Annotated in this window: 25 protein-coding genes; 10 read left to right on the top strand and 15 right to left on the bottom strand. The window is 62.5% G+C overall.

Annotated features, from left to right (window positions below):
• The first annotated feature begins 5 nt into the window (after window positions 1–5).
• The 4 genes from potH (at window position 6) to rlmC (ending at window position 3,594) form a co-directional block, all read left to right on the top strand.
• A complete protein-coding gene (gene potH, locus GF111_RS04135; protein WP_038880685.1) occupies window positions 6–968 on the top strand; it encodes a putrescine ABC transporter permease PotH in 963 nt (320 codons plus the stop codon).
• On the top strand, window positions 965–1,810 hold the full coding sequence (gene potI, locus GF111_RS04130; protein WP_016928360.1) for a putrescine ABC transporter permease PotI: 846 nt from the start codon (window positions 965–967) through the stop codon (window positions 1,808–1,810). Before potH ends, potI begins: the two co-directional genes overlap by 4 nt.
• Before the next feature lie 104 nt (window positions 1,811–1,914).
• Window positions 1,915–2,394 (top strand): YbjO family protein, encoded by a 480-nt coding sequence (locus GF111_RS04125; RefSeq protein ID WP_047727995.1) that lies wholly within the window; start codon window positions 1,915–1,917, stop codon window positions 2,392–2,394.
• Between the two features lie 69 nt (window positions 2,395–2,463).
• Window positions 2,464–3,594, top strand: coding sequence for a 23S rRNA (uracil(747)-C(5))-methyltransferase RlmC (gene rlmC, locus GF111_RS04120; protein ID WP_147190518.1), 1,131 nt, complete (start codon window positions 2,464–2,466; stop codon window positions 3,592–3,594).
• Between the two features lie 32 nt (window positions 3,595–3,626).
• Here the strand turns inward: rlmC and artJ (GF111_RS04115) are convergent, their stop codons facing one another.
• The 6 genes from artJ (GF111_RS04115) to GF111_RS04090 form a co-directional block, all read right to left on the bottom strand.
• Window positions 3,627–4,361: an arginine ABC transporter substrate-binding protein gene (artJ, locus tag GF111_RS04115; protein WP_147190520.1), complete on the bottom strand. Its 735-nt coding sequence runs from the start codon at window positions 4,359–4,361 to the stop codon at window positions 3,627–3,629.
• 199 nt (window positions 4,362–4,560) lie between these two features.
• Window positions 4,561–5,229 carry an arginine ABC transporter permease ArtM gene (gene artM / locus GF111_RS04110; protein WP_038880694.1) on the bottom strand — a complete coding sequence of 223 codons (669 nt, stop codon included), beginning with the start codon at window positions 5,227–5,229 and terminating at the stop codon, window positions 4,561–4,563.
• Complete coding sequence (gene artQ / locus GF111_RS04105; protein ID WP_025159684.1) at window positions 5,229–5,945, bottom strand: arginine ABC transporter permease ArtQ; 717 nt, start codon at window positions 5,943–5,945, stop codon at window positions 5,229–5,231. Before artQ ends, artM begins: the two co-directional genes overlap by 1 nt.
• Window positions 5,946–5,954: 9 nt before the next feature.
• A complete protein-coding gene (artJ, locus tag GF111_RS04100; RefSeq protein WP_004928409.1) occupies window positions 5,955–6,686 on the bottom strand; it encodes an arginine ABC transporter substrate-binding protein in 732 nt (243 codons plus the stop codon).
• A gap of 32 nt (window positions 6,687–6,718) precedes the next feature.
• Window positions 6,719–7,447 carry an arginine ABC transporter ATP-binding protein ArtP gene (gene artP, locus GF111_RS04095; RefSeq protein WP_038884338.1) on the bottom strand — a complete coding sequence of 243 codons (729 nt, stop codon included), beginning with the start codon at window positions 7,445–7,447 and terminating at the stop codon, window positions 6,719–6,721.
• A gap of 264 nt (window positions 7,448–7,711) precedes the next feature.
• Window positions 7,712–8,254 (bottom strand): lipoprotein, encoded by a 543-nt coding sequence (locus GF111_RS04090; RefSeq protein WP_110593302.1) that lies wholly within the window; start codon window positions 8,252–8,254, stop codon window positions 7,712–7,714.
• 160 nt (window positions 8,255–8,414) lie between these two features.
• On the opposite strand from GF111_RS04090, the gene GF111_RS04085 reads away from it, so the two are divergent.
• Complete coding sequence (locus GF111_RS04085; RefSeq protein ID WP_004928400.1) at window positions 8,415–8,738, top strand: heavy metal-binding domain-containing protein; 324 nt, start codon at window positions 8,415–8,417, stop codon at window positions 8,736–8,738.
• A gap of 48 nt (window positions 8,739–8,786) precedes the next feature.
• Here the strand turns inward: GF111_RS04085 and GF111_RS04080 are convergent, their stop codons facing one another.
• Complete coding sequence (locus GF111_RS04080; protein WP_147190522.1) at window positions 8,787–10,355, bottom strand: DUF3300 domain-containing protein; 1,569 nt, start codon at window positions 10,353–10,355, stop codon at window positions 8,787–8,789.
• Window positions 10,356–10,542: 187 nt separating this feature from the next.
• On the opposite strand from GF111_RS04080, the gene GF111_RS04075 reads away from it, so the two are divergent.
• On the top strand, window positions 10,543–11,379 hold the full coding sequence (locus GF111_RS04075; RefSeq protein ID WP_038880705.1) for an N-acetylmuramoyl-L-alanine amidase: 837 nt from the start codon (window positions 10,543–10,545) through the stop codon (window positions 11,377–11,379).
• On the opposite strand, the gene GF111_RS04070 is transcribed toward GF111_RS04075, so the two are convergent.
• Both GF111_RS04070 and GF111_RS04065 read right to left on the bottom strand, forming a co-directional pair.
• Window positions 11,380–12,390: an NAD(P)-dependent oxidoreductase gene (locus GF111_RS04070; protein ID WP_004928393.1), complete on the bottom strand. Its 1,011-nt coding sequence runs from the start codon at window positions 12,388–12,390 to the stop codon at window positions 11,380–11,382. It lies immediately after the preceding gene.
• 158 nt (window positions 12,391–12,548) lie between these two features.
• Window positions 12,549–13,988, bottom strand: a complete 1,440-nt coding sequence (locus GF111_RS04065; RefSeq protein ID WP_038880708.1) for a DUF2867 domain-containing protein — start codon at window positions 13,986–13,988, stop codon at window positions 12,549–12,551.
• Window positions 13,989–14,139: 151 nt separating this feature from the next.
• Here GF111_RS04065 and GF111_RS04060 point away from each other — a divergent pair, with 151 nt between their 5' ends.
• Window positions 14,140–14,487, top strand: coding sequence for a DUF1294 domain-containing protein (locus tag GF111_RS04060; protein WP_038880711.1), 348 nt, complete (start codon window positions 14,140–14,142; stop codon window positions 14,485–14,487).
• On the opposite strand, the gene GF111_RS04055 is transcribed toward GF111_RS04060, so the two are convergent.
• Window positions 14,488–15,315, bottom strand: coding sequence for a MurR/RpiR family transcriptional regulator (locus tag GF111_RS04055; RefSeq protein WP_038880714.1), 828 nt, complete (start codon window positions 15,313–15,315; stop codon window positions 14,488–14,490).
• A 167-nt stretch (window positions 15,316–15,482) separates the two neighbouring features.
• Between GF111_RS04055 and GF111_RS04050 the strand changes: the two genes are divergently transcribed.
• Together GF111_RS04050 and GF111_RS04045 are read left to right on the top strand one after the other, a co-directional pair.
• Window positions 15,483–17,039, top strand: a complete 1,557-nt coding sequence (locus GF111_RS04050) for a PTS transporter subunit EIIC (protein ID WP_147190524.1) — start codon at window positions 15,483–15,485, stop codon at window positions 17,037–17,039.
• Window positions 17,036–17,731, top strand: a complete 696-nt coding sequence (locus tag GF111_RS04045) for an N-acetylmannosamine-6-phosphate 2-epimerase (protein ID WP_148940971.1) — start codon at window positions 17,036–17,038, stop codon at window positions 17,729–17,731. Before GF111_RS04050 ends, GF111_RS04045 begins: the two co-directional genes overlap by 4 nt.
• 30 nt (window positions 17,732–17,761) lie before the next feature.
• On the opposite strand, the gene ltaE is transcribed toward GF111_RS04045, so the two are convergent.
• The 5 genes from ltaE to GF111_RS04020 form a co-directional block, all read right to left on the bottom strand.
• Window positions 17,762–18,778 (bottom strand): low-specificity L-threonine aldolase, encoded by a 1,017-nt coding sequence (ltaE, locus tag GF111_RS04040; protein ID WP_038880723.1) that lies wholly within the window; start codon window positions 18,776–18,778, stop codon window positions 17,762–17,764.
• Window positions 18,779–18,853: 75 nt separating this feature from the next.
• Window positions 18,854–20,575 carry a ubiquinone-dependent pyruvate dehydrogenase gene (gene poxB, locus GF111_RS04035; RefSeq protein WP_047727969.1) on the bottom strand — a complete coding sequence of 574 codons (1,722 nt, stop codon included), beginning with the start codon at window positions 20,573–20,575 and terminating at the stop codon, window positions 18,854–18,856.
• Window positions 20,576–20,774: 199 nt separating this feature from the next.
• Window positions 20,775–21,776 (bottom strand): NADH oxidoreductase, encoded by a 1,002-nt coding sequence (gene hcr, locus GF111_RS04030; RefSeq protein WP_147190080.1) that lies wholly within the window; start codon window positions 21,774–21,776, stop codon window positions 20,775–20,777.
• 55 nt (window positions 21,777–21,831) lie between these two features.
• Window positions 21,832–23,481: a hydroxylamine reductase gene (gene hcp / locus GF111_RS04025; protein ID WP_055311994.1), complete on the bottom strand. Its 1,650-nt coding sequence runs from the start codon at window positions 23,479–23,481 to the stop codon at window positions 21,832–21,834.
• A 180-nt stretch (window positions 23,482–23,661) separates the two neighbouring features.
• Window positions 23,662–24,558, bottom strand: a complete 897-nt coding sequence (locus GF111_RS04020; protein WP_004928363.1) for a lysine exporter LysO family protein — start codon at window positions 24,556–24,558, stop codon at window positions 23,662–23,664.
• Window positions 24,559–24,745: 187 nt separating this feature from the next.
• Between GF111_RS04020 and GF111_RS04015 the strand changes: the two genes are divergently transcribed.
• Window positions 24,746–26,404 carry an ATP-dependent endonuclease gene (locus GF111_RS04015; protein ID WP_147190078.1) on the top strand — a complete coding sequence of 553 codons (1,659 nt, stop codon included), beginning with the start codon at window positions 24,746–24,748 and terminating at the stop codon, window positions 26,402–26,404.
• Window positions 26,405–26,414 lie beyond the last annotated feature (10 nt).

Raw genomic sequence — 26,414 nt, 5'->3', positions numbered from 1 at the left:
CCCGTATGACCCTGCTTTCTGACCGCACGCCGGAACCGCCGGCCAAAACGCCCGGCACCTTCAAGGCGCTGTTCCACCGCCTGCTGATGGCTCACGGCCGCAAGCTGGTGATCGCGCTGCCGTATTTATGGCTGACGCTGCTGTTCATGCTGCCGTTCCTGATCGTGTTCAAGATCAGCCTGGCGGAGCTGGCGCTGGCGGTGCCGCCCTACACCGAGCTGCTGAGCTGGGCGGACAGCAAGCTGAACATCGCGCTCAACTTCGCCAACTACCTGCAGCTGACCGACGATCCGCTGTATATCGACGCCTATCTGCAGTCGCTGCGCGTGGCGGCGGTCTCGACGCTGTGCTGCCTGATCATCGGCTATCCGCTGGCCTGGGCGGTGGCCCACAGCAAGGCGTCAACCCGCAACATTCTGCTGCTGCTGGTGATCCTGCCTTCCTGGACCTCGTTCCTGATCCGCGTTTATGCCTGGATGGGCATTTTGAAAAACAACGGCATTCTGAATAACTTTCTGATGTGGCTGGGGGTGATCGACCAGCCGCTGGTGATCCTGCACACCAACCTGGCGGTGTATATCGGCATCGTTTATTCCTATCTGCCGTTTATGGTGCTGCCGATCTACACGGCGCTGATCCGGCTGGATTACTCGCTGGTGGAGGCGTCGCTGGATCTGGGGGCCCGGCCGCTGAAAACCTTCTTCAGCGTGATCGTGCCGCTGACGCGCGGCGGGATTATCGCCGGTTCGATGCTGGTGTTCATTCCGGCGGTGGGCGAGTTCGTGATCCCGGAACTGCTCGGTGGGCCGGACAGCATCATGATCGGCCGTGTGCTGTGGCAGGAGTTCTTCAATAACCGCGACTGGCCGGTGGCCTCGGCGGTCGCTACCATCATGCTGCTGTTGCTGATCGTGCCAATTTTGTGGTTCCACAAACACCAGAACAAGGAAATGGGGGGGCAGGAATGAACAACTTGCCGGTAGTGCGTTCACCGTGGCGTATCGCCATCCTGACGATCGGCTTTACCTTCCTGTATGCGCCGATGCTGATGTTGGTGATCTACTCCTTCAACAGCTCCAAGCTGGTGACGGTATGGGCCGGCTGGTCCACGCGCTGGTATACCGAACTGTTCCACGACTCGGCGATGATCAGCGCGGTGGGGCTCAGCCTGACCATCGCCGCCGCCTCCGCCACCGCCGCGGTGGTACTGGGCGCCATCGCCGCCGTGGTGATGGTGCGCTTCGGCCGTTTTCGCGGTTCGACCGGTTTTGCGTTTATGCTGACCGCACCGCTGGTGATGCCGGACGTGATCACCGGCCTGTCGCTGCTGCTGCTGTTCGTGGCGATGGGGCACGCTTTCGGCTGGCCGTCGGAGCGCGGCATGTTCACCATCTGGCTGGCGCATGTCACCTTCTGTACCGCTTACGTGGCGGTGGTGATCAGCTCGCGCCTGCGCGAGGTGGATCGCTCGATCGAGGAAGCGGCGATGGATTTGGGGGCGCCGCCGCTGAAGGTGTTCTTCGTCATCACCTTGCCGATGATCGCGCCGGCGCTGATCTCCGGCTGGATGCTGGCATTCACCCTGTCACTGGACGATCTGGTGATCGCCAGCTTCGTCTCTGGGCCGGGCGCCACCACGCTGCCGATGCTGGTATTCTCCAGCGTGCGCATGGGGGTGAATCCGGAAATTAACGCGCTGGCCAGTTTGATCCTGCTGGTGGTGGGCATTCTCGGCCTGATCGCCTGGTGGTTTATGGCGCGCTCGGAAAAACAACGATCGCGTGAATTACAGCGGGCGGCCCGTAGCTGAATCGTAACAAACCTGCTATTTTTGCAATCAATAAGTATTGCAACTAACTACCTGACGTTACATGCGCCATCTGTATTGGTGGCGCGTCGTAGCGGAACACGGATATGTCAGACATGCTGAAAAGCGGGCAGGGAATGGGATCGACTTCGGATGCACCGGTGCCGGTGATGGTGGCGGGTACCGCCATGGTCGCGATCAAGTGTATCAGCGTGGTGCTGCTGTTGGGCGAACTGGGCGTCGACGGTGCGCAGGAGTTCGTCAACACCAGCGCGCAGGCGTGGGATTCTACCCTTATTTTTCTGGCCGGCCTGATGCTGCTGTGCCTGCAAATCAGCTGCGGTTTTGCGGTGATGCGCGGCCGCAACTGGGGGCGCTGGGGCTATGTGGTCTGCCAGTGCATCGTGGTGCTTTACCTGCTGTTGGCCACCATCGGCAGCGTTTTCCCCGAGGTGTTTACCGTGGAAGGGGAAACCAGCGGCCAAATCCTGCACGTTCTGATCCTGCAAAAGATCCCCGACGTGGTGATCCTGGCGTTGCTGTTCGTCCCTACCGCCAGCCGCCGCTTCTTCGCCGCGCGCAAGTGAGATTTTAGGCGCGCGGAGTGGTAAACTCTGCGCCCTTAATTCGTCATCCTGAACTTCACGGTAATCTTCATGCATTGCGCTTTGTATACGGCGGGCACCTGCCGTTCCTGTCAGTGGCTGGAAAAGCCCTATCCGCAGCAACTGGCCGACAAACAGCATCACCTGCAATCGTTGCTGGCCGGACGCGACGTCGCGCAGTGGCTGCAGCCGGTGGCGGGAGAGCTGAGCGCATTTCGCAATAAAGCCAAGATGGTGGTCAGCGGCAGCGTGGAGCGCCCGCTGCTCGGCATGCTGCACCGCGACGGCATGCCGGTCGATCTGAGCGACTGCCCGCTGTATCCCGCCGGCTTTGCGCCGATGTTTGCGGTGCTGAAAAGCTTTATCGCCCGCGCGGGCCTGACGCCGTATAACGTGGCGCGCAAACGCGGCGAGCTGAAGTACCTGCTGCTGACCGAAAGCACGCTCGACGACGGCGTGATGCTGCGCTTCGTGCTGCGTTCGGAAACCAAGCTGGCACAGCTGCGCGCCGCGCTGCCGTGGCTGCAGCAGCAGCTGCCGCAGCTCAAGGTGATCTCCGCCAATATTCAGCCGGTGCACATGGCGATCATGGAAGGGGAGCGCGAGATCGCGCTGACCGAACAGCAGGCGCTGGAGGAGCGGTTCAATCAGGTGCCGCTGTTTATCCGCCCGCAAAGCTTCTTCCAGACCAACCCGCAGGTGGCCGCCGATCTGTATGCCACCGCCCGCGACTGGGTGCGCGCGCTGGGTATCGACAGCATGTGGGATCTGTTCTGCGGCGTCGGCGGTTTCGGCCTGCACTGCGCGCAACCGCAAACGCGGCTGACCGGCATCGAAATCAGCGCGGAAGCGATCGCCTGCGCCCGCCAGTCGGCACAGCGGTTAGGGCTGCTGCACGTAGATTTTCAGGCGCTCGATTCCACCCGCTTCGCCACCGCCGAAGGTCAGGTGCCGCAGCTGGTGCTGGTCAACCCGCCGCGCCGCGGCATCGGCCAGGCGCTGTGCGACTACCTGAGCCTGATGGCGCCGGACTATATTCTCTATTCCAGCTGCAACGCCGAGAGTATGGCGAAAGATATCGAGATGTTGCCGGGGTACCGCATCGAACGGGTGCAGCTGTTCGACATGTTCCCGCATACCGCGCACTACGAGGTGCTGACGCTGTTGGTGCGGATTTTATAAAACATAAGGCCCGGATAACCGGGCCTTATTGTTTACTGCGGGAACCACTTGTCGTTGATGGCCTTGTAGGTGCCGTCGGCCTTGATGGCGTCCAGCGCGGCGTTCAGCTTGGCCAGCAGCGCTTGGTTATCCGGGCGCACCGCGATGCCGAGGCCGGTGCCGAAGTATTGCGCATCGGTGATGTGCTCGCCCACCGGCACCAGCTGCGGGTTGGTCTTCAGCCACTCGTTCACCACGGCGGTATCGCCGAACACGCCGTCGATACGGCCGTTTTTCAGCTCCAGAATGGCGTTCTGGTAGCTGTCGTAAGAGACGGTGTTAATCTCCGGATGCTTGTCCTGCATGTATTTCTGGTGGGTGGTGCCGTTTTCCATGCCGAGCTTTTTGCCTTTCAGATCTGCCAGCGAGCTGAACTTGCCTTTTTGCGCGATCACGATCGCCGAGTTGGCGTAGTAAGGCTGGGTGAAAGCGACCTGTTTGCTGCGCTCCGGCGTGATGTCCATACCGGAAATCACCGCATCGTATTTCTTGAATTTCAGCGCCGCGATCAGGCTGTCGAACGCCTGGTTGGTGAAGGTGCACTGCGCCTGCATCTGCTTGCACAGCGCGTTGGCCAGATCGATATCGAAGCCGACGATCTGGTTGTTGGCGTCCAGCGATTCGAACGGCGGGTAGGTGGCGGAAGCGGCGAAGCGGATGGTCTCGGCCGCGGTGGCGTTAAAGGTGATCCCGGCCAACATCGTCGCGGCAAGCAGCAGTTTTTTCATGCGTAGAGCTCCTGTCTGAATCCTGAAAGTGATTATTCGCTATCGTTTGTTTTTACTGGTAATCACCAGAGGTTTTTACGTGTGCGCCTGCTGATAACCCTGCCATTGAGTGAATTAAAATGCAATATAAATGATTAAGTATTGCTGCGGGGATAAAAAAAGCCCCGCGCAATGGCGGGGCTTATGGGGGGAGGCGGCCTCAGTTGCGGCGTTCAAACGCCAGCGCGCGGCGCTCCACCAAGCGCATCAGCAGCGTCAGCAGGCCGTTGACGCACAGGTACACCAGGCCTGCGGCACCGAATACCATGACGTCGTAGGTGCGGCCGTACATCAGCTGGCTGTAACCCATCACCTCCATCAGCGTGATGGTGTAAGCCAGCGAGGTGCTTTTGAACACCAGCACCACTTCGTTGGAGTAAGACGACAGCGCGCGCTTGAAGGCGAACGGCAGCAGGATGCGCAGCGTCTGCCGACGCGACATGCCCAGCGCTTCGCACGACTGCCACTGCCCGGCGGGAATGGCGCGCACCGCACCGTAGAACAACTGCGTGGTGTAGGCCGCGCTGTTCAGCGCCAGCGCTATCATCGCGCACAGCCAGGGCTGCGACAGCAGGTTCCACAGCCACGGGTAGTCGCGGATGGCCGGGAACTGACCGGGGCCGTAGTAGATCAGGAAAATCTGCACCAGCAACGGCGTGCCGGTGAACAGCGTCACGTAGATCTTGACCAGCGGCGTCAGGATTGGCGTTTTCAGCGTCAGGATCACCGTCAGCAGCAGCGACAGCACCAGCGCGACGAGCAGCGCGGCGACGGTCAGCGTCAGGCTGGTGTGCAACCCTTTGAGGATCTCCGGTAAATACTCAATCATCAGACCGGCCCCCGCTCAAAGCGCGTGGCGCGCAGCTCAATGCGTTTGATGACGTATTGGCTGAACAGCGTCACCAGCAGGTAGATGGCCGCTGCGATCACATACCAGGTAAAAGGTTCCTGGGTACGGGTGGCGATGCTCTTGGTTTGCAGCATCAGATCGTTCACGCTGATCAGCGACACCAGCGCAGTGTCTTTCAGCAACACCAGCCACTGGTTGCCGAGGCCGGGCAGGGCGTGGCGCCACATCTGCGGCATGATCAGGCGAAAGAAGATCGCCGCCTTGCCGAGCCCCAGCGCCTGGCCGGATTCCCACTGTCCCTGCGGCACCGCTTTGAGCGCGCCGCGCAGCGTCTGCGAAGCGTAGGCGGAATAGAGCAGGGCCAGAGCGATCACCCCGCACAGGAACGGGCTGACTTCGAAATTGTCAATCGCCAGCTGAATCGGCAGCTGGAACAGACCGAGGTTGAGGGTAAAGCCGTCGGAGAGCATCAGCAGCAGCTGCGACGAGCCGAAATAGATAAACAGCACCACCAGGATTTCCGGCAGGCCGCGCAGCACGGTCACCCAGGCGGTGCCGAGCCAGCTGACCGCTTTCCAGCGGGACGATTCCCATACGGCGAACAGCATCGCCAGAATCAGCCCGAGGATCAGGGCGCAAACGGCAAGGCCGACGGTCATGCCGGCGGCGCTTGCTAAAGGTTGTAATTCATTCATCGGGGCGTATTACTGCTGGAACCATTTTTTGTAGATGGTTTCATAGGTCCCATCCTGCTTGATCTTGTCCAGAGCGGCGTTGAACTTGCCCTGCAGATCGGTGTTCTTCTGGCGTACCGCGATGCCGAGGCCGGTGCCGAAGTAGTCTTTATCCGTCACTTTGGCGCCCACTGCCGCCAGCGCGTCATTCTGTTTCAGCCACTCGTTCACCACCGCGGTATCGCCGAACACCGCATCAACGCGGCCGTTCTTCAGATCCAAAATGGCGTTCTGGTAGCTGTCGTAAGGCACGGTGGTGATTTCCGGGTGCTTGTCGGTCAGGTATTTCTGGTGGGTGGTGCCGTTTTGCACACCCACTTTCTTGCCTTTCAGCGCCGCCACGTCGGCGATTTTGCCTTTCTGCGCGATGAACAGCGCCGAGTTATCGTAGTACGGCTTGGTGAACAGCACCTGCTTTTCACGCTCCGGCGTGATGTCCATACCGGCCATGACCGCATCGAAACGCTTGAACTTCAGGCTCGGGATCAGGCTGTCGAACGCCTGGTTGGTGAAGGTGCACTCGGCCTGCATCTCTTTGCACAGGGCATTGGCCAGATCGACATCAAAACCCTGAATCTTGTTGCCGGCGTCAATAAATTCAAATGGAGGATAGGAGGCTTCAGTAGCGAAACGGATCGTTTCGGCTGCGGAGGCGGAAACGCTGATGCCGGCCAGAACGGCGGCGATTATTAGTTTTTTCATCGCAAACTCCCCAAATTACAGCAAGTTAATTGTTAGTGTGATAAGTAGTTGGCAAACTCGGTGGTCCGCGGCTGCGTGAAGTGGCTGCTGTCGCCTTGCTCCACCACGTGGCCGTTTTCCATGTACACCACGCGGCTGGCGGTCTTGCGCGCCACTTCCACTTCGTGGGTGACGATCACCTGTGTGATGCCGGTGCCGGCCAGTTCGCGAATGATGCTGACGATCTGAGCGGTGATTTCCGGATCCAGCGCCGCGGTCGGTTCATCGAACAGCAGTACCTGCGGTTCCATCATCAGGGCACGGGCGATCGCCACGCGCTGCTGCTGGCCGCCGGAAAGGTGCAGCGGGAAGCGATCGGCGAAGTCGGTCAGGCGCAGACGCTTGAGCAGCTTGTCGGCACGCTCCATCGCCTGAGCCTTGGTCAGACCCAGCACGCGGCAAGGCGCTTCGATCAGGTTCTGAACCACGGTGAGGTGAGGCCACAGGTTGTATTGCTGGAACACCATGCCGACATTTTGGCGCAGTTCGCGAATGGCTTTCTCGCCCGGCGCCTGCTTGAAGTCGAATTGGTTGCCGGCGATCTGCAGTTGGCCCGAACGCGGCATTTCCAGCAGGTTCAGCACCCGCAGCAATGAACTTTTCCCGGCGCCGCTTGGGCCAAGCAGCACCAGGGTTTCCCCGGCTGGACAATCCAGCGTGATGTCAAACAGCGCCTGGTGAGCGCCGTAATAGCAATTGATACCGTTAAGTTGAATACTCATGCGCCAGAATTGAATAGACATTGATGCCGCAAATGTTAACTTCCACAGAATACTTATGCAATCTTTGTGCGTTAAAATTTATGAGTGTGCGGCGGGACAGTAAAAGATTAGCACAAGATACCGCGACTCAAGCCGAGGGGGGGGATTTGTGGCGCAGGCTGTGAGATCGGTAGCGAAATTTTTTCTATTGGACGAAATGCGAGCGGTGGGCGGGCGGCGGGGATGACCGACGCGGCAAGCCCGCGTCGGCCGGGGCATGGCGGGTTACTGGTTTTCCAGCACCTGGCGCACGCTGCCGTTGGTGGCGTGCGCTGGAACATTCAGGTAGCGAATATCATCAACCACCCAGCAGGTGCCTTCGCGCACCATCAGCACTTCGTCCTGCCAGTTCACGCTGCTGTTGGCGTCTTTTTGGTAGCTCAAGTCAACGCGCAGCGGGATGTTTTTCGCGTCGGTGTTAGGAATGGTCGAGGCGCTGGCGACGGACGCGCTGCTTGGCCCCTGCGCATTGCCGGAGAACAGATCGCCGGTTATCCGGTGCTTGCCCGGGTTCTGGCCGGCGCTGACCAGATCCTGATACAGCACTTTGCTCAGGTAAGGTTGCAGCTGCGCGAGGCGGTTGCTGTCCAGCAGGCCGACGCCCTGCTGGATGCGCAGGTCATAGAACTTTTGCGCGACCGTATCCGGGCCGCCTTCCACACAGCTGCCGCTGCGGGTGCCGATATCCTTGTATGCCGGTTCCACCGTGGTACAGGCACTCAGCAACAGCGCTAAGGGTAAAACAGCCGCAATCGTTTTTGTTTTCATCTTATTACCTTATGTGAAAGTTTCTACCATGAAGACCGATAGCTTACAGTATAAATGCGTTTTTTTGGCCTTGCATTCGTACTGCGTGCCATTGATTAAGCGAACATAATGCCAATCCTCTGGTCATAGATACGTTGAATTAATCAAACAAGGAATTCTGATGCAGCTTTCAACTACCCCGACCCTGGAAGGGTTCACCATCACCGAATACTGCGGCGTCGTCACCGGCGAAGCGATCCTCGGCGCTAACATTTTTCGTGATTTCTTCGCCGGCGTGCGCGATATCGTCGGCGGCCGCTCGGGCGCTTATGAGAAAGAGCTGCGCAAGGCGCGCTTGATTGCGTTCGAAGAGCTGGAAGATCAGGCGAAAGAGCTGGGCGCCAACGCGGTGGTCGGCATTGATATTGATTATGAAACCGTTGGCAAAGACGGCAGCATGCTGATGGTGACCGTCAGCGGCACCGCGGTGAAAGTCAGCCGCTAACGCCATTCTCGCGCCCCGGCCGTTCCGCCGGGGCGACGTTTTCTTGCTTTACCCCACCTTGTGCTGCTCGACGATCGGGCGGTGTTCCTGCGGTTTCACCGGCGCCGGCTCTTGGCGATGCTGTATCGGCTGAACGAACGGTTGACGTATCTGCGGCGCCGGGGCCGGATGCGGCATGACGCGCTCTTGCGGCATCGGCGTCGGGCGCACTACCGCCGGGTGCGGCGCTACGGCCGGTTCGTGCACCACCGGCTGAGCGACGTGCGGCGCAACCTGAACCGGTGGCCGCACGGCAGATTGATGCATCGGCGCGACGGCCTGCATCGGATGCGTCTGTACCGGCGCGGAATGCCCGGCCATCGGCTGCTGCGCGTGGGGCGTCGCAGGCGCGGTATGTGTGAACGTCGGCATGCTCATCGGTTGCTGCACATGGGGCGCGTTGACCGATTGTTGCAGGTGCGGCGCGGCCGCTACCGGCTGGTGCACGGCTATCGGCTGCTGTACGTGAGGCGGCACCGGCTGGGTATGCGCAAAGTTCGGCAGGGTCATCGGCGCATGGGCCGCAGGCGCGACGCGCGGCTGTTGCGGCGCGCCGATGGGCGTCGGTTGGCTGAAGCGCGGCGTTGGCGCGGCGGTGGTCGTATTGTAATTGTTCACCGTGCTGGTGCTGCTGCGATTCACATTGTTGACGTTGTTATATTGGTTGATGTTGGTGACGCGATTCACCACGGTGGAGGAATGCGACACGTAGGGCGCATTGCGGTAGACCACCGGCTGGCGGCGATCGTCCCAGCGCATATCCCAGTTGTGCCAACCGCTGTTGTGCTGATTGAACAATGAGGCGACCGCGATACCGACGCCGAAGCTGATCGCGCCGGCCGCCAACATGTCGCCGCCGCTGTAGCCGGAAGGTTGATACTGATAGCTGGGATAGGTGGGGACCGGCGTGCCGTAGGCCACCCAAGGGTCGTAATGCGGGACGTAAACCGTATCCGGCTGGCTGGGCTCAATGACGATGGTTTCGCCCGGCGCCGCCACCACGCGCTGGCGATAGGGCTGCTGTTCGACATAACGCGTCGTCGGTGCCACGACGATGCGCTGCTGCGGGGTGTTTTTCAGCGTGCCCTGGCTGGCCGCCCGCTGGCGCATCACCTGAATGGCGTTCATCACGTCGGTGGGATCGTTGAGGTAGGCGCTGCCCAGGGCGGTGGTCCAGGGGATGTTTTTCGCCATCTGATCGAGTACGTCGGGGAATTGCACCAGGCCGCGCACGCTGGGATCCCAGGGCTGAGCGTCGGCTGCCGAGCTGAGCGCCGCCGGCTGCAGGCCGCGGTTTTGCACCAGCCAGGCATCTGCGGCGCTGATTTGGTCGGGATAACCCGCGCCGGCCAACACCTGCGCCAGCAGCTTGTCGGGGAACAGCGCCACCGGGCTGACCAGCTGGTACAGCTGATCGGCGGTCAGCGGCGTATAGGCCGGCGCACTTGCAGTGGCGGCGGGAGCGGCCGGGGGCGGGGCGCTTGCGCCCATCGCGTCGGCGACTTTTTGCCGATCGCAGCCGCTGAGCGGCAGTATGGCGGCACAGAGCAACCAGGACAGACAGCGAGGTGTGAACATGTTCGACTCCGCTCTTTCAGCGCAGATGATACTTTGAGACTATCATGGGCGTGAGAGGCAGCCAGTCGGGAGAAACACCCGCTTGCACATCGGCGTTGTCTGTCATCATTTCTCGATGAGCGTGATGATTGGACACAGATTAATCGCGCGGCGTTACCGCTTTCACGGACGTCAATCAGGAGGATAAGTGAAAATTTGGCCAGGGATCATCGCCACCGCGCTGTTGGCGGGATGCCAAAATCCGCAGCAGGACACGCTCGTCGATCGTGGCGCTTACCAACTCGAAACCCTGCATCAGGCGCAGGGCGCCGATCAACGCATCCGGTTTTTGGTGATGCACTACACGGCGGAAGACTTCCATTCATCGCTGAAAACGCTGACCGACGAGCACGTCAGCGCCCATTATCTGCTGCCGGCGCACCCGCAGCGCGAGCACGGCAAACCGACGGTGTACCGGCTGGTGCCGGAGGCGATGCGCGCCTGGCATGCCGGCACCAGCGCCTGGCGCGGCCGCAGCAACCTCAACGACACCTCGATCGGCATCGAAATCGTCAACAAGGGCTTCACCCGCAGCATGCTGTTCACCCACTGGCAACCCTATACGGCGGAGCAGATCGCCGTGCTGATCCCGCTGAGCCGCGACATTGTCCAACGCTATGGTATCCAGCCGCAGGACGTGGTGGGGCACAGCGATATCGCGCCGCAGCGCAAGCAGGATCCCGGCCCGCTGTTCCCCTGGCGGCAGCTGGCCCAGGCCGGTATCGGCGCCTGGCCGGACGAACGAGACGTGCAGCGTTTGCTGGCGGGGCGCGATCGTCATGCGCCGGTACCGATGGTGCCGCTGCTCGAAAAGCTGGCGCGTTACGGCTATGCGATCGACCCGTCATGGGATGCGCGGCAGCAGCGCAATGTGGTGGCGGCGTTTCAGATGCACTTCCGGCCCGACGATGTGCGCGGCGAGCCGGATGCAGAGAGTGAAGCGATTGTCGATGCGCTGCTGGTGAAGTACGGCGCGGCGCGTTGATTACAGGCCGTGCAGCTTGCCGTGATCTTTCAGCCAGCGGGCGGTGCGCGCGATGCCTTCTTCCAGCGAGACGATCGGCTGATAGCCCAGCTCTTGCTGCGCACGGGTGGTATCGAGCGTGAGGTCGAAGTTGAGTTTGGCGACGCCGTAGTGGGTCAGCACCGGCTCCTTCTCGCTTTTGCTGCCGAGGCGTTCCATGCCGCGCGCCATCATGTCGAGCATCGGATAGGGGACGGAGCGGATGCGGCATTTCATGCCCAGATCGTCGATCAGCTGCTGCACCACGGTGCGTAGCGGGCGCGGCTGCTGGTTGGTGATGTTGTAGGCGCGGCCGGACGGGGTATCTTCTTTTAGCGTCGCCAGCCACATGGCGTGCACCGCATTCTCCAGGTAGGTCATGTCCACCATTGCCGCGCCGCCGCGCGGCAGCAGCAGGTTGCCGTAGCGTTTTATCATCTGCAGCAGCCGCGGCAGCATCACCTTGTCGTGCGGCCCGAACAATCCCTGCGGGCGCAGAATAGTGAAATGGGTCTGCGGATTGGACAGCGCCAACTGCTGAATCACCTGCTCGCCGGCGGCCTTGCTGCGCGCGAATTCGTTGGCGTAGCGCTGCGGGCGGAAGTCTTCGGTCACGTTGCGGTGATGGTGGTAATCGAAATAGATCGCCGGGGAGGAGATGTGAATGAACTGCGCTACGCCGTAGGCCGCCGCCCATTCGCCGAGGCGGCGGGTGGCGCGGACGTTGGCCAGTTCGAAGGCCTCTTCGGTGCCCCAGGGCGAGGTAAAGCTGGAGCAGTGCCACAGCACGTCGACGTCCGCCAGCATCGCCTTGGCCTGCGAAGAGATCAGATTGGTGAGATCGGCATGAATAAACTCCGCGCCCATTTTTTCCAGCAGGCCGCCCATCGCCTGGTTGCGGCCGGTGGCGCGCACTTTGATGCCCTGGCGGCGCAGATATTCAACGGCGTTACGGCCTAACCCACTGGTGGCACCGGTGACCAATACCTTCATAACGGACTCTATTCTCACCCAAAATCGGAACACCGGCGGGCGCTTGCGGCGCTCCCAGCAAATAAGATGCCATTCTTCCGTGATTTCGTGCGCTATGCAATCGGAAAGCCCCGAAGCACAGCGGCAAACTGTGCGGTTGATCGACAAATGAACGGCGTTCAGCGCTGTTGGCGGTCCAGGCTCTCGGCAAGCTCGGCGATGCGTTTCGCCATGCCGCGAAAAATGAACAGGTGTGCGGGCATCATGGCGAACCAATACAGCAGCCCGCTGAAGCCGGCCGGATGCCACCAGGCGCGCACGTCCAGCGTGCGGCGATCGCCGTGATCGGTGATGCTGAAGCTCAGCCGCCCCAGCCCCGGTGCCTTCATGCCGAACAGCAGCGCCAGTTGCCGCAGCGGCTTCAGTGTGATGACTTTCCAGCCGTCGATCTCGTCGCCGAGCGCCAGGGTCGCGCGCGCCGGGCGGCCGTAGATCACCCCGTTGCCGATCATGTCGTCCATGCGGGCGCGGATGCGCCACAGAATATTGGCGTAGAAATAGCCTTCTTCGCCCCCCAGCTGCTGCACCGTTTGCCACAGGGCCTCGCGGGTGGCGGCGGTGTCCAGCGAACAACCGGCCTGTTTCGGATAGTAACCGTAGCCGGGGCGCCAGCGGGCCCGCGCCGCCGGATCGTAGCCCCAGTCGGCGGAATCGACCACCTCCTGTTCGCGCTGCAGCGTGGTGGCGACCGCCTGATCAAAGGTGTGCAGCCGCTGCGGGATCAGGGCCTGCAGCGGCCGGCCGTCGGCGGGCAGATCGTGCTTCAGCCCCTGGATCAGCGCGCGGGCGATCGGCGTCGGCACCGAGGTGATCAGGCTGATGAACCACACCGAAATCAGCCGCGTCGGCAAAGGGATCGGGATCAGCCAGCGCCGCTTGCCGCTGAGAGCGATAAAGCGTTTGAACATATCCTGATAGCTGAGGTACTCCGGCCCGGCAACGTCGAAGATGCGGTGTTCCTGCGCCGGGTGCGCCAGCAGATCGGCCAGATAAACCAGCAGGTTCTCCAGCGCCACCGGCGACGACTTCGAGCGCACCCAGCGCGGCGGCGTCAGCACCGGCAGGTTATAGACCATGTCGCGCATCACTTCGAACGCCGCCGAGCCGGGGCCGACGACGATGCCGGCGCGCAGCTCGGTCACCGGCACGCCGCTCTGGCGCAAGATCTCGCCGGTCAGGCGGCGGGCCGCCAGGTGCGGTGAGCTGTCGTCGTTCGGCTGCAGCGCGCCGAGAAAGATCACCTGTTTGACGGCGGCATTGCGCAGTGCGTCGCGCAGGTTTTCCGCCGCCTGGCGCTCCTTCTCGATAAAATCGTCGCCGTCGCCCATCGCGTGCACCAGATAGTAAAGCGTATCGATCTCCCACAGCGCCGCGCTCAGGGTCTCCGGGCGATACAGATCGGCATACAGGCAGTTGACCTGCGGCCAGTTCCGCTCCTGCAGCCACTCGATGCGCCGCGCGGCGGCGGTAATCTGGTGCCCCTGTTCGATCAGGTGCGGGATCAGGTTCTGGCCTATATAGCCGCTGGCTCCAAGAACCAGTACGCGTTGGGGTGTCATCGGGCCGCCTTGTGCGGTAGAGGATTGGCTGAACGACAGGATGCCAAATTCAGGGTTTAAATGCACTTTTTGTATGGGTATAAGCCGGTTGCATACGTCGCGGTGCGAGTTCACACTACGCGCCCCCTTACCGAACGAAAGACCGGATGTCATGAAGCTCAATGTGATTTGTTACGCCCTGCTGGGCGTGGCGCTGCTCGCCAGCCTGTTCTCGCTGCATCCGGTGTGGATGTGGTTGCTGTTGGCCAACCTGCTGACGTTTCTGATCTACGGCGGCGATAAGCTGGCGGCGCGCAAAGGATGGCGGCGGGTGCCGGAGGCGACGCTGTTGCTGTTCGGCGCGCTGGGCGGGTGGTTGGGCGCACTGGCGGCACAGCAGCTGTTTCGCCACAAAACCCAGAAGCAGCCGTTTAAAACCTGGTTCATCCTCAGCGTGGCGCTCAACCTGGTGGCGGTGCTGGGGCTGTGGTACTGGGCTTATGGCCGCTGGATCTTCTGATTACAACAGCAGCGGTAGGGTAGCGCTGGCGGTGGCCTGCATCGCCTGAGCGTAGGCGGGATCGCGCTGAGCCAGTTCGGCGATCATCAACTCCACCAGCAGCATGGCGCCGACTTTGGCCGGCAGGGCGCCGGCGGTCAGCGGCCCTTCCGGTTTGGCCGCCACCAGCAGCGTATCCGCCATTTTAGCCAGCGGGCTGCGTTGGGTGTTGCTGATTGCGATCACGCGTGCGCCGCGCCCTTTGGCCAACGTCACCGCATGCAGCACGTCCTTGGTTGAGCCGGAGCTGGAGATGACGATCAGCAGATCCCGCTCACTCAGCGAGGCGGCGTTCATCGCCGCCCGGTGCATGTCGCTGAACAGCTGCGCCGGTTTGCCGAGGCGCAACAGTTTGTAGTGCAGGAAATCGCCGATGATGGCGCTGGCGGCGACGCCGTAAATCTGCACCGAAGCGCAACGCTGCAGGCTGTCCGCCGCCTGTTGCAGCGCCTGCGGTTCCAACAGCGCGCCGGTATCCCGCAGCGCCTGCACGCTCTCTTCCACCAAATTTTCCGTTGCGCTTTGCCGCGTCGTCGCCTCCGGCTGGTTTTGTTGCAGGCTGAGGGCCAGCGCCATTTTAAATTCGGTATAGCCTTTACAGCCCAGATGGCGGCACAGCCGCGTGACGCTGGCTTCGCTGGTGGCGCTTTCACGCGCCAGTTCGGTGATGGTCAGGTAAACGGCGCGGGAGGGCTCCGCAAGAAGATAGTTGCCGAGCTTTTGCAGCGTGGGGCTGTACCCCGCCAAATCCTGCCGCAGCCGCAATAACAAGTTGCCTGTATTCATCACGTTACCTTTCTGAGTATTCCCGTTTCTATTGTGGCGGAAAGACGCCGCGCCTCGCCAGTGAAATCGACGGATTGTGAAGCCGATCATCGTTATGAATAAAATTTTCACTAAATTAATTTTAATGTGGTAAAAATTTTCATCATAAAAATGATAGCAGGGGAAAATTTATGTCAACACCAGAGTTGTCGCGCTCCGGCGGCTGGTTCGAAAAAGCCCAGCTGTTCGGTAAGTCGTTCATGCTACCGATCGCCGTGCTGCCGGCGGCCGGTCTGCTGTTGGGGATCGGCGGCGCGCTGTCCAATCCCAATACCGTCGAGGCGTATCCCTTCCTCGACGTCGGCTGGCTGCAAAGCGTATTTACCGTGATGGCCAGCGCCGGCGCCATCGTGTTCGCCAACCTGGCGGTCCTGTTCGCGGTCGGCGTGGCGGTGGGGCTGGCCAAAAGCGACAAGGGCACGGCGGGGCTGGCCTCGCTGATCGCCTATCTGGTGATGAACGCCACCATCAATGCGCTGTTGAAAATCAACGGCACGCTGGCCACGCAGAACGCCGGCGCGCTGGGGCAGGGAACGCTTCTCGGGATCCAGACGCTGGAGACCGGGGTGTTCGGCGGGGTGGTCATCGGTCTGGTGACCTGGTATCTGCACGGCCGCTACAACAAGATAGCGCTGCCGCCGTTCCTGGGCTTTTTCGGCGGCTCGCGCTTTGTGCCGATCGTCAGTTCGCTGGCGGCGATGGCGGTCGGCGCCCTGATGACCGTGGTGTGGCCGCCTTTCCAACGGCTGATCTTCGGCATGGGCGGCCTGGTGGAGGCCAGCGGCTATCTCGGCACCTTTATCTACGGCTTCGTGCTGCGCATGCTTGGGCCGTTCGGCCTGCATCACATCTTCTATCTGCCGTTCTGGACCACCGCGCTCGGCGGCAGTGAAGTGATCAACGGACAGCTGGTGGAAGGCACGCAGCGCATTTTCTTCGCCCAGTTGGCCGACCTGAATACGCAGCAGTTCTACATCGGCACGGCACGTTTCATGTCCGGCCGCTTTATCACCATGATGTTCGGCCTGGTCGGCGCCTGCCTGGCGATGTACCAAAGCGCGCGTCCGGAGAACCGCAAGCGCGTCGGCGGGCTGCTGCTGTCGGCGGTGCTGACCTCGTTCCTGACCGGCATCACCGAACCTATCGAATTCTCGTTCCTGTTTATCGCGCCGGCGCTGTACGTGGTGCACGCGCTGTTCGACGGCCTGGCGTTCACGATCGCGCACATCCTGCATATCACCATCGGCCAGACGTTCTCCGGCGGTTTTATCGATTTCATGCTGTTCGGCGTGCTGCAGGGCGAAGCGAAAACCCACTGGATGTACGTGCCGCTGGTCGGGGTGCCCTGGTTCTTCCTGTACTACTTCACGTTCCGTTTCCTGATCTTGCGCTTCAATTTCAAAACGCCGGGGCGCGAGGCGGAAACCGTGCCGGAAGCGGTGATGACCGGCTCCGAACGCTCGCAGCAGGTGCTGGCGGCGCTGGGCGGCAAAGAGAATATCGTCGAACTGGATTGTTGCGCCACGCGGCTGCGCGTGACGGTAAAACAGAGCCGGTTGCTGGACGAAAGCGGGTTGAAAGCCAGCGGCGCGCGGGCGGTGATCGTTCGCGGCAACGGCGTTCAGGTGATCTACGGCCCGCACGTGACCATTATTAAAAACGAAGTCGAGGAGTTGTTGGATTTATGACGCTTTCCATTTTGCAGCAGATTAAGGGCCGGCTGGTGGTGTCTTGCCAGGCGCTGGACGACGAGCCGCTGCACAGCGATTTTATCATGGCGCTCATGGCGCTGGCGGCCGAGCAAGGCGGTGCGGCGGCGATCCGCGCCAACGGCGTCGAAGACGTTAAAGCCATCATGCGCACGGTGGCGCTGCCGGTGATTGGCATTATCAAGCGCGATTATGCCGGCAGCGATGTCTATATCACGCCGACCCTGCGTGAAATCGATGAGCTGATGGCTGCGGCGCCACAGATGATTGCGCTGGACGCGACCGGCCACCCTCGGCCAGGGGAGCTGCAGCTGGCGGCGTTGGTTGCCGCGATCCGCGCCAGGTATCCCCGGCTGCTGCTGATGGCGGACATCGCCACCGTGGAAGAGGCGCAAGAGGCTGCCCGGTTGGGGTTCGACTGCGTGGGCACCACGCTGCACGGCTATACCGCCGAAAGCCGGGGCACCCGACTGGCGGAGGACGATTTCGGCTTTCTGCGTGCGGTGCTGGCGGCGGTGCCGGTGCCGGTCATCGCCGAGGGCAATGTCGAAACGCCGGCGATGGCCGCACGCTGCCTGGCGTTGGGGGCGCATGCGGTCGTGGTGGGCGGCGCCATTACGCGCCCGCAGCAGATTACCCGCCGCTTTGTCGAGGCCATCGGCGGGCGGTGAAGGGCTCCCCGGCGCGCCGGGGAGGAGGGATCAGGCGTGCTGCCGGAGGAACTCCCGCCACAGCTCGACCACCCGCTGCAGATCCTGACGGCTGACGTCGAGGTGGGTCAGAATGCGCGTCAGCGGGCCGCTGCTGATCAGCACGCCGCGTTCGCGCATCCACGGGCCGAATTTGGCCGCCAGCGCCGGTGATTGGCGCAGATACAGCACGTTGGTCTGTGCGCCGGGTTCGGCGATCTCTACGCCGATCTGCCGCAGCTGTTGCTCCAGCCAGACCGCGTTGTCATGGTCTTCGCGCAGCCGCGCGACGTTATGTTCCAAAGCGTAAAGACCGGCCGCCGCCAGGATGCCGGCCTGACGCAGCCCGCCGCCGGTCATCTTGCGCCAGCGCAGCGCGCGCTGAATGAAGGCCTCGCTGCCGCACAGCAGCGATCCGACCGGCGCGCCCAATCCTTTCGACAGGCAAATGGTGAAGGTGTCGCAGTATTGCACGATCTCTTTCAGCGGCAGGTTCAGCGCCACGGCGGCGTTGAAGATGCGCGCGCCGTCGATATGCAGCGCCAGCTGCCGCTCGCGGGTAAACTGCCACGCTTGCTGCAGGTAGGCCTGCGGCAGAACTCGGCCGCTGATGGTGTTTTCCAGGCTCAGCAGCCGGGTGCGGGCGAAGTGGATATCGTCGGGTTTGATGGCGGCGGCGAGCTTGTCCAGCGGCAGCGTGCCGTCCGCGTCGGCCTCGATCGGCTGCGGCTGGATGCTGCCCAGCACCGCCGCGCCGCCGGCCTCGTATTTATAGTTGTGCGCCTGTTGGCCGACCAGATACTCGTCGCCGCGCTGGCAGTGGCTCAGCAGCGCCACCAGGTTGGCTTGGGTACCGCTGGGCAAAAACAGCGCCGCTTCTTTGCCCGACAGGCGTACCGCCTCGGCCTCCAGCGCGTTGACCGTCGGGTCATCGCCGTAGACGTCGTCGCCGACCTCTGCCTGAGCCATCGCCTGGCGCATGGCGGCGCTGGGGCGGGTGACGGTGTCGCTGCGTAGATCGATAAGCATAGGGTTCCTGGAATGTAAGGGAGAGGAAAAGGGTACATGGCATCATATACCCTTATTTCACCGGGGGCATCTTGCTTAGCGCAGCCAGTTGGTTTTCGCCAGCTCGACCACTTCGTCGCCGCGGCCGTTGATGATGGCGCGCAGCATGTACAGGCTGAAGCCTTTCGCCTGTTCGAACTTGATCTGCGGCGGCATCGCCAGCTCTTGCTTGGCGGTGACCACGTCCAGCAGCGCCGGGCCGGGGTGCGCCAACATCTCCTGCAGCGCGCCGTCCAGCTCCGAGGCTTTTTCCACGCGGATGCCCTTGATGCCGGCGGCGTTGGCGATCGCCGCGAAGTCCGGGTTATGCAGGTCGGTGCCGTCGGTCAGATAGCCACCGGCCTTCATCTCCATCGCCACGAACCCCAACACGCTGTTGTTGAACACCACGATTTTCACCGGCAGCTTGAGCTGAGCCAGCGACAGGAAATCCCCCATCAGCATGGTGAAGCCGCCGTCGCCGCACATGGCGATCACCTGTTTATCCGGTGCGGTGGCCTGGGCGCCGATCGCCTGCGGCATGGCGTTGGCCATCGAACCGTGGTTGAACGAACCGAGCAGGCGACGCTTGCCGTTCATTTTCACGTAGCGAGCGGCCCACACCGTCGGCGTGCCGACGTCGCAGGTGAAGATGGCGTCGTCGCTGGCGTACTGGCTGAGCTGCTGCGCCAGATACTGCGGGTGGATCGGCTGGTCGTCGTTGGCGGTCGCCAGCCCGTCGAGATCCTTGCGCGCGTTGCGGTAGTGCTCCAGCGCCTTGTCGAGGAACGCCCGGTCGCGCTTGGGCTCCAGCTGCGGCAGCAGGGCGGTGAGGGTGGTGTGGATATCGCCCACCAGCGCCATGTTGACCGGGCAGTGCGCGCCGATGCTGCCGGGGTTGATGTCGATCTGAATGATGTTGGCGTTGGTGGGGTAGAACGCGCGGTAGGGGAACTGGGTGCCGAGCAGCACCAGCGTGTCGGCGTTCATCATCGCGTGATAGCCGGAGGAGAAGCCGATCAGCCCGGTCATGCCGACGCTGTAGGGGTTATCCCATTCGATATGCTCTTTGCCGCGCAGCGCGTGCACCACCGGCGCCTGCAGCAGCTCGGCCAGCTTGACCACCTCATCGTGCGCGCCGGCGCAGCCGCTGCCGCACATCAGGGTGATGTTCTTCGCCTTGTTCAGCGTTTCCGCCAGCTTGTTCAGCTCGCTCATCGGCGGCTGCACCAGCGGCAGCGCCGGGGTATGCCAGGTCAGGGTCGCGTCTTCCGGCGCCATGCGCAGCGCCACGTCGCCCGGCAAGACCACCACCGAGACACCGCGGTTGAGGATCGCCTTGCGCATGGCGATCTCCAGCACGCGCGGCAGCTGTTCCGGGTTGGAAACCAGCTCGCAATAATGGCTGCATTCGCGGAACAACTCCTGCGGATGCGTTTCCTGGAAGTAGCCGCTGCCGATTTCGCTGGAGGGGATGTGCGCGGCGATCGCCAGCACCGGCACATGGTTGCGGTGGCAGTCGAACAGCCCGTTGATCAGGTGCAGGTTGCCGGGGCCGCAGGAGCCGGCGCACACCGCCAACTGGCCGGTGAGCTGGGCTTCGGCGCCGGCGGCGAAGGCGGCCACCTCTTCGTGGCGGGTGCCCAGCCATTCGATGGTGCCCATGCGGTGCAGGCTGTCGCTCAGGCCGTTGAGCGAATCGCCGGTCACGCCCCAAATGCGTTTTACGCCGGCTTGATCCAGCGTTTTGGCGATCAGTGTGGCTACGGTTTGCTTCATGGTTCCCCCAAACATGGTTTGAAAAACGATGTGTACTCGATCCGGTGAGTGGCAGCAGAACAACTGCAAGCATAGCTTACCGGCTGTGGACGAGATGCGGTCAGGAAGGGTAAAGAGCGTAGGACGGAGGAAAGTGTAACCGGGCGGGGATGAGGGAGCTTGCCGATAAATGCCCCATCGCGGCGATGGGGCCTGGGGATCACGCCAATGTGACGTCGCCCTGCAGCTGGCAACTACAGGCCAGCACATAGCCCTGAGCTACCTCTTCCGCGCTCAGCGTCATGGTGCTGGTGGTGGTGTAGTCGCCCTCGAGGATGCGGGTTTTGCACGAGCCGCACACCCCGGCGCGGCAGGCGGCGTTGACCGGCAGGGCATTGGCCTCCATCGCCGCCAGCAGCGTGCTGCCGACCGGCACGCGGAATTCGCGCAGAGGGCGGGCGGCGCGCAGCGTCAGCCCTTCGGTGGCATCGGCCTGCGTTGTCGGCGTGTGGAACTGCTCTTTATGGAAACGCTCAGCCGGCACGCCGAGCCGGCGGCACAGCTGCTCCACCTGTTCCATGTAGGGCGCAGGGCCGCAGGTCATCACCGTGCGTTCGGCGATATCCGGCGCCGCCTGCCGCAGCGTCTGTTCATCGATGCGGCCGCTGAGGTAGCCGGGTTGCAGATCCCGCTCGGCCATCAGCGTCAGGCGCAGCTGCGGATGGGCGGCGCACAGCGCGCGCCACTGATCGGCGAAAATCGTGTCGGCGGGGGTGCGCACGTTAACGATCGCGGCGATATCGCAGGCCGGACGGTTGGCGGTCAGCCAGCGGCACATCGAGACGATCGGCGTCACGCCGCAGCCGGCGGCCAGCATCAGATAACGATCGGCCGGGTGACGCTCGCAGCTGAACTCGCCCTGCGCGTCGGACAGCCACAGCGTGTTGCCGGGTTTGACCTCTTGCGTCAGCCAGCGCGATCCGACGCCGTCCGGCAGGCAGCGCACGCTGATGCTGAGAAAGCGGCTCTGGCCAGGCGAGGAGGAGAGCGTATAGGCGCGTAGCGTCTCCTCGCTGTTGCGGATGCTGACCAGCGCGAATTGGCCGGCCTGGTAAGGATAGAAAACGTCGCAGATCAGGTTCAGCGTCCAGACGTCGGCGGTTTCACGCTGGATGGAATGCACCTGCATGCGGTTTGGGCAAAGCGGAGTGGGTTGAGTCATCGGGGCACCTCAAAAACTAAGGGGCCGGCGCAGGCGGCCCCATAACGTAACGGCATCAGGCGAGCAGCGCGTTGATATCCTGCTCGACGGTGGTGATCGGACGCAGGCCGAATTTCTCGTTGAGGATCGCCATCAGGTTGTCGGTCAGGAAGCCCGGCGCGGTCGGGCCGGTGACGATGTTTTTCACCCCCAGCGACAGTAGCGTCAGCAGAATGACGATCGCCTTCTGTTCAAACCACGACAGCACCAGGCTGAGCGGCAGCTCGTTGACGCTGCAGCCGAGCGTGTCCGCCAGCTTGACCGCCAGCATGATGGCGGAGTAGGCGTCGTTGCACTGGCCGACGTCCAGCAGGCGCGGCAACCCTTCCAGGGTGCCGAAGTCCAGCTTGTTGAAACGGTACTTGCCGCAGGCCAGCGTCATGATCAGGCAGTCTTGCGGCACGCTGCGGGCGAAGTCGGTGAAGTAGCTGCGCTCGTCGCGGCTGCCGTCGCAGCCGCCGACCAGGAAGACGTGGCGCAGTTTTTTCTGCGACACCAGATCGATCACCGTGTCGGCGGCGTTCAGCAGCGTCTGGCGGCCGAAGCCGACGGTGATCAGGTGTTCGATCTCGGTATAAGGGAAGCCGTTCATGCCCTGCGCCTGGCGGATCACGGCGCCGAAGTCGTCGCCTTCCAGATGGTTGACGCCCGGCCAGCCGACGATGCTGCGGGTCCAGATGCGATCGCCGTAGTTGCCGACGTTCGGATCGATGATGCAGTTGGAGGTCATCACGATCGGGCCGGGGAATTTGGCGAATTCCGTCTGCTGGTTCTGCCAGCCGCTGCCGTAGTTGCCCACCAGATGCTTGAATTTTTTCAGTTCCGGATAGCCGTGCGCCGGCAGCATTTCGCCGTGGGTGTAGACGTTGACGTTTTGTCCTTCGGTTTGTTCGAGCAGCATGCGCAGATCTTTCAGATCGTGGCCGGAGATCAGAATGGCTTTCCCGGCTACCGGGCGCACGTTGACCGCGCTGGGCCGCGGATCGCCGTAGGCCTGGGTTTCGCCGCGATCGAGGATCGCCATCACGTTGAAGTTCATCTTGCCGATGCCCATGGCGTTGTTCAGCAGGGTGTCGACGTCGCGCGGCCGGGTGCCGAGCCAGGCCATAAAGGCGTGGTAGTCGGCATAGAGCTGCTCGTCGAACTGGCCGAGCACGTGCGCGTGTTCCATATAGGCCGCCGCGCCTTTCAGGCCGTACAGGCACAGCATGCGCAACCCGTGGACGTCGTCGCCGACCTCGGCCTTGTCGCTGTTGAGGGCAAACTGCGCCGCCTGTTGCAGCAGCGCAGGCATATCGTCACCGGCCAGCTGCAGCGCCGCCATCGGGTGATCGACGCGTACGCCGGCGTCCAGCAGCCGGCAACGGGCGGCCAGCGAATCGCGCAGCAGCAGGGTTTCGCGCGCGTAGCCGATGATGCGCTGAGAGTCGAAGTTAACGTTGGTCAGGGTGGAGAAGAAGGCGCGCGGGGCGAAGCTGTCGATCTGGTGGTCAACGATGCCCAGCGAACGCGCCTGCAGCGCCCAGGCGGAGAGCCCCTGCAGCGCCGCCACCAGCAGATCCTGCAGATCGGAGGTTTCCGCCGTCTTGCCGCACATGCCCTGAGCATACGCGCAGCCGTTGCCTGCCGGGGTACGGATGGTTTGTTCACATTGCACACAGAACATAGTCGCTTCCTTTTATTTTTAAAGTTGCATTTGTAATGCTTGTTTAAAAGCATAGATCGGCGATCGGGGTTGCAAAAGGCTTTTGTGCGACTACTGCGGGCAAGTTTGATTTAGCGCAATTTTGCCGTGCGGATGGGAATTATTACGCTTTGGGGGCCGGGCGGCCCCCAGGGGAAAGGATCAGGAGAACAGGGCGATCAGCACCGGCGCCAGCAGGCTCAGCAGGAAGCCGTGCACGATGGCGGGGGGCACCATGTCCAGCCCGCCGCTGCGCTGCAGCACCGGCAGGGTGAAGTCCATCGAGGTGGCGCCGCACAGGCCGAGGGCGGTGGAGCGGCTGCGGCGCACCAGCGTCGGGATCAGCATGATCGCCACCAGCTCGCGCGCCAGATCGTTGAAGAACGCGGCGCTGCCCATCACCGGGCCGTAGGCGTCGGTGATCAGAATGCCCGACAGCGAATACCAGCCGAAGCCGGAGGCCATCGCCAGCCCGGCCTTGACCGGCAGCCCCAGCAGCTGCGCCGCCAGCGCGCCGCCGGCCAGCGACGCGACGGTCACCACCAACGCCACCAGCGTGCCGCGGCGGTTGAGCACGATCTGGCGCAGCGTCATGCCGCTGTTGCGCAGCTGAATACCGACCAGCAACAGCAGGAAGATCAGCGCATATTCACTGCCTTTATGGGCGAACTGCAGCCATTGCCACTGCGTCAGGCCGAGCAGGAAGCCGCCGAGCACCACGCCGCACAGCTTGAGCGACTCCAGCGCCATGTGCACGCGCGATGGCAGCTTTTCCTGTTTATGGCTGCTGCGCCACGGCATGCGCCGCTCCAGCAGCGCCAGCAACAGCAGATTGGCGCAGAGAATGCAGAAAAAGAACACCGCGCTGTATTGGAAGATCAGCACCAGGTTGCTGCTGAGATCTTCCATGAACGCCAGGCTGATACCCATGAAAAACAGGATCACGTACACCATCCAGCTCAGCAGCCGGTTGATCAGCACCAGCAGCGGGCGATGGCGTAAGGGAATGAGGTAACCGACAATCAGCGGTAACAGAATAATCAACAGTCCTGAGTACATGGTGCAGCTTGTGTCCTTGAGTTTTGAAGCGCGCCGAACGGCGGCGAGGAGCACACGCTAACCAAAAGCCCGGCCGGAGTAAAGCGGCAGATTTGACGTTGGCCGCTTGACCTGCAAGGGGTTTTTTGACCATGCTCTGTGAAGGTCACCTCATTGAAGAGGCGACGGCGCGCACGGGAGGCGGCGGATGTTCTTGGAGCGTATCGAAATTGTAGGTTTTCGCGGCATTAATCGGCTGTCCCTGATGCTGGACGACAACACGCTGTTGCTCGGCGAAAACGCCTGGGGTAAATCCAGCCTGCTGGATGCGCTGACGCTGCTGCTGGCGCCGGAGCAGAAGCTGTATCGGTTTGAAGCGCACGACTTTCATTTCCCCCCCGGTGAAGAGTCGGCCAAAGAGCGCCACCTGCAGGTGGTGTTCACCTTCTGTGAAAAAGACATCGGCCATGCACACCTGCCGCGCTATCGCCACCTGACGCCGCTGTGGGTCAAGGGGGAAGATGGCCTGAGCCGCATTCATTATCGCTGCGAGGGCGAGCTGGCCGACGACGGCACGGTGTGTACCTGGCGCGGTTTTCTCGACGCCGACGGCAACGCCTTTCAACTGCACCATATCGAACAGCTGGCCCACGCCATCATCCGCATCCACCCGGTATTGCGCCTGCGCGACGCGCGCTTTATTCGCCGCCTGCGCCCCAGCAGCCTCGGCGATGAACGCAAACCCGATACCCAGGCGCTGGCGCAGCAGCTGGATCAGCTGACGCGCGAGCTGGTGCGTAATCCGCAGAAGCTGACCAACGGCGAGCTGCGTCAGGGCCTGGCGGCCATGCGGCAGCTGCTGGAGCACTACTTCGCCGAGCAGGGTTCGCAGGTGGCGCGGCCGCGCCGCCGCGGCGGCGAACCGGAGCAGGATGCCTGGCGTGCGCTGGACGGCATCAACCGCATGGTGGCCGAACCGAACAGCCGCAGCATGCGCCTGATCCTGCTCGGGATGTTTTCCACCCTGCTGCAGGCCAAGGGCGACGTCAAGCTGGATCCACACGCCCGGCCGCTGCTGCTGGTGGAAGACCCGGAAACTCGTCTGCATCCGATCATGCTGTCGGTGGCCTGGGGGCTGCTCAATCAGCTGCCGCTGCAGCGCATTACCACCACCAACTCCAGCGAACTGGTGTCGCTGGTGCCGGTGGAGCACGTCTGCCGGCTGGTGCGCGAGTCGGGGCGGGTCGCGACCTACCGTCTCGGGCCGCGCGGGCTGAGCGCCGAAGACGGGCGGCGCATCGCGTTTCACATCCGTTTCAACCGGCCGTCGTCGTTGTTCGCCCGCTGCTGGCTGCTGGTGGAAGGCGAGACCGAAGTGTGGCTGCTGAACGAACTGGCGCGCCAGTGCGGCTACCATTTCGAGGCGGAAGGGGTGAGGGTCATCGAATTCGCCCAGTGCGGCCTGAAGCCGCTGCTGCGCTTTGCCCGCCGCATGGGCATCGAGTGGCATGCGCTGGTGGACGGCGACGAGGCGGGCAAAAAGTACGCCAATACCGTGCGCAGCCTGCTGGACAATCATGAAGACAACGAGCGCGATCGGCTGACCGCGCTGCCGGCGCCGGACATGGAGCACTTCATGTTCCGCGAAGGGTTTGGCCCGGTCTATCACCGGATGGCGTCGGTGCCGCTCAACGCGCAGATGCCGGTGCGCAAGGTGATCCTGAAAGCGGTCCACCACTCGTCGAAGCCGGATCTGGCGATCGAGGTCGCGATGCAGGCCGGCGAATGGGGCACGGACTCGGTGCCGCCGCTGCTGAAGAAAATGTTCTCACGGGTGATCTGGCTGGCGCGCGGCCGGGCGGACTGACGGCCCGCCG

The sequence above is a fragment of the Serratia sp. HRI genome, assembly GCF_010119335.3.
Taxonomy (GTDB): domain Bacteria; phylum Pseudomonadota; class Gammaproteobacteria; order Enterobacterales; family Enterobacteriaceae; genus Serratia; species Serratia nevei.
The sequence above is the reverse complement of the archived record's forward strand: the minus strand, read 5'-3'. Positions and strand labels throughout refer to the sequence as shown.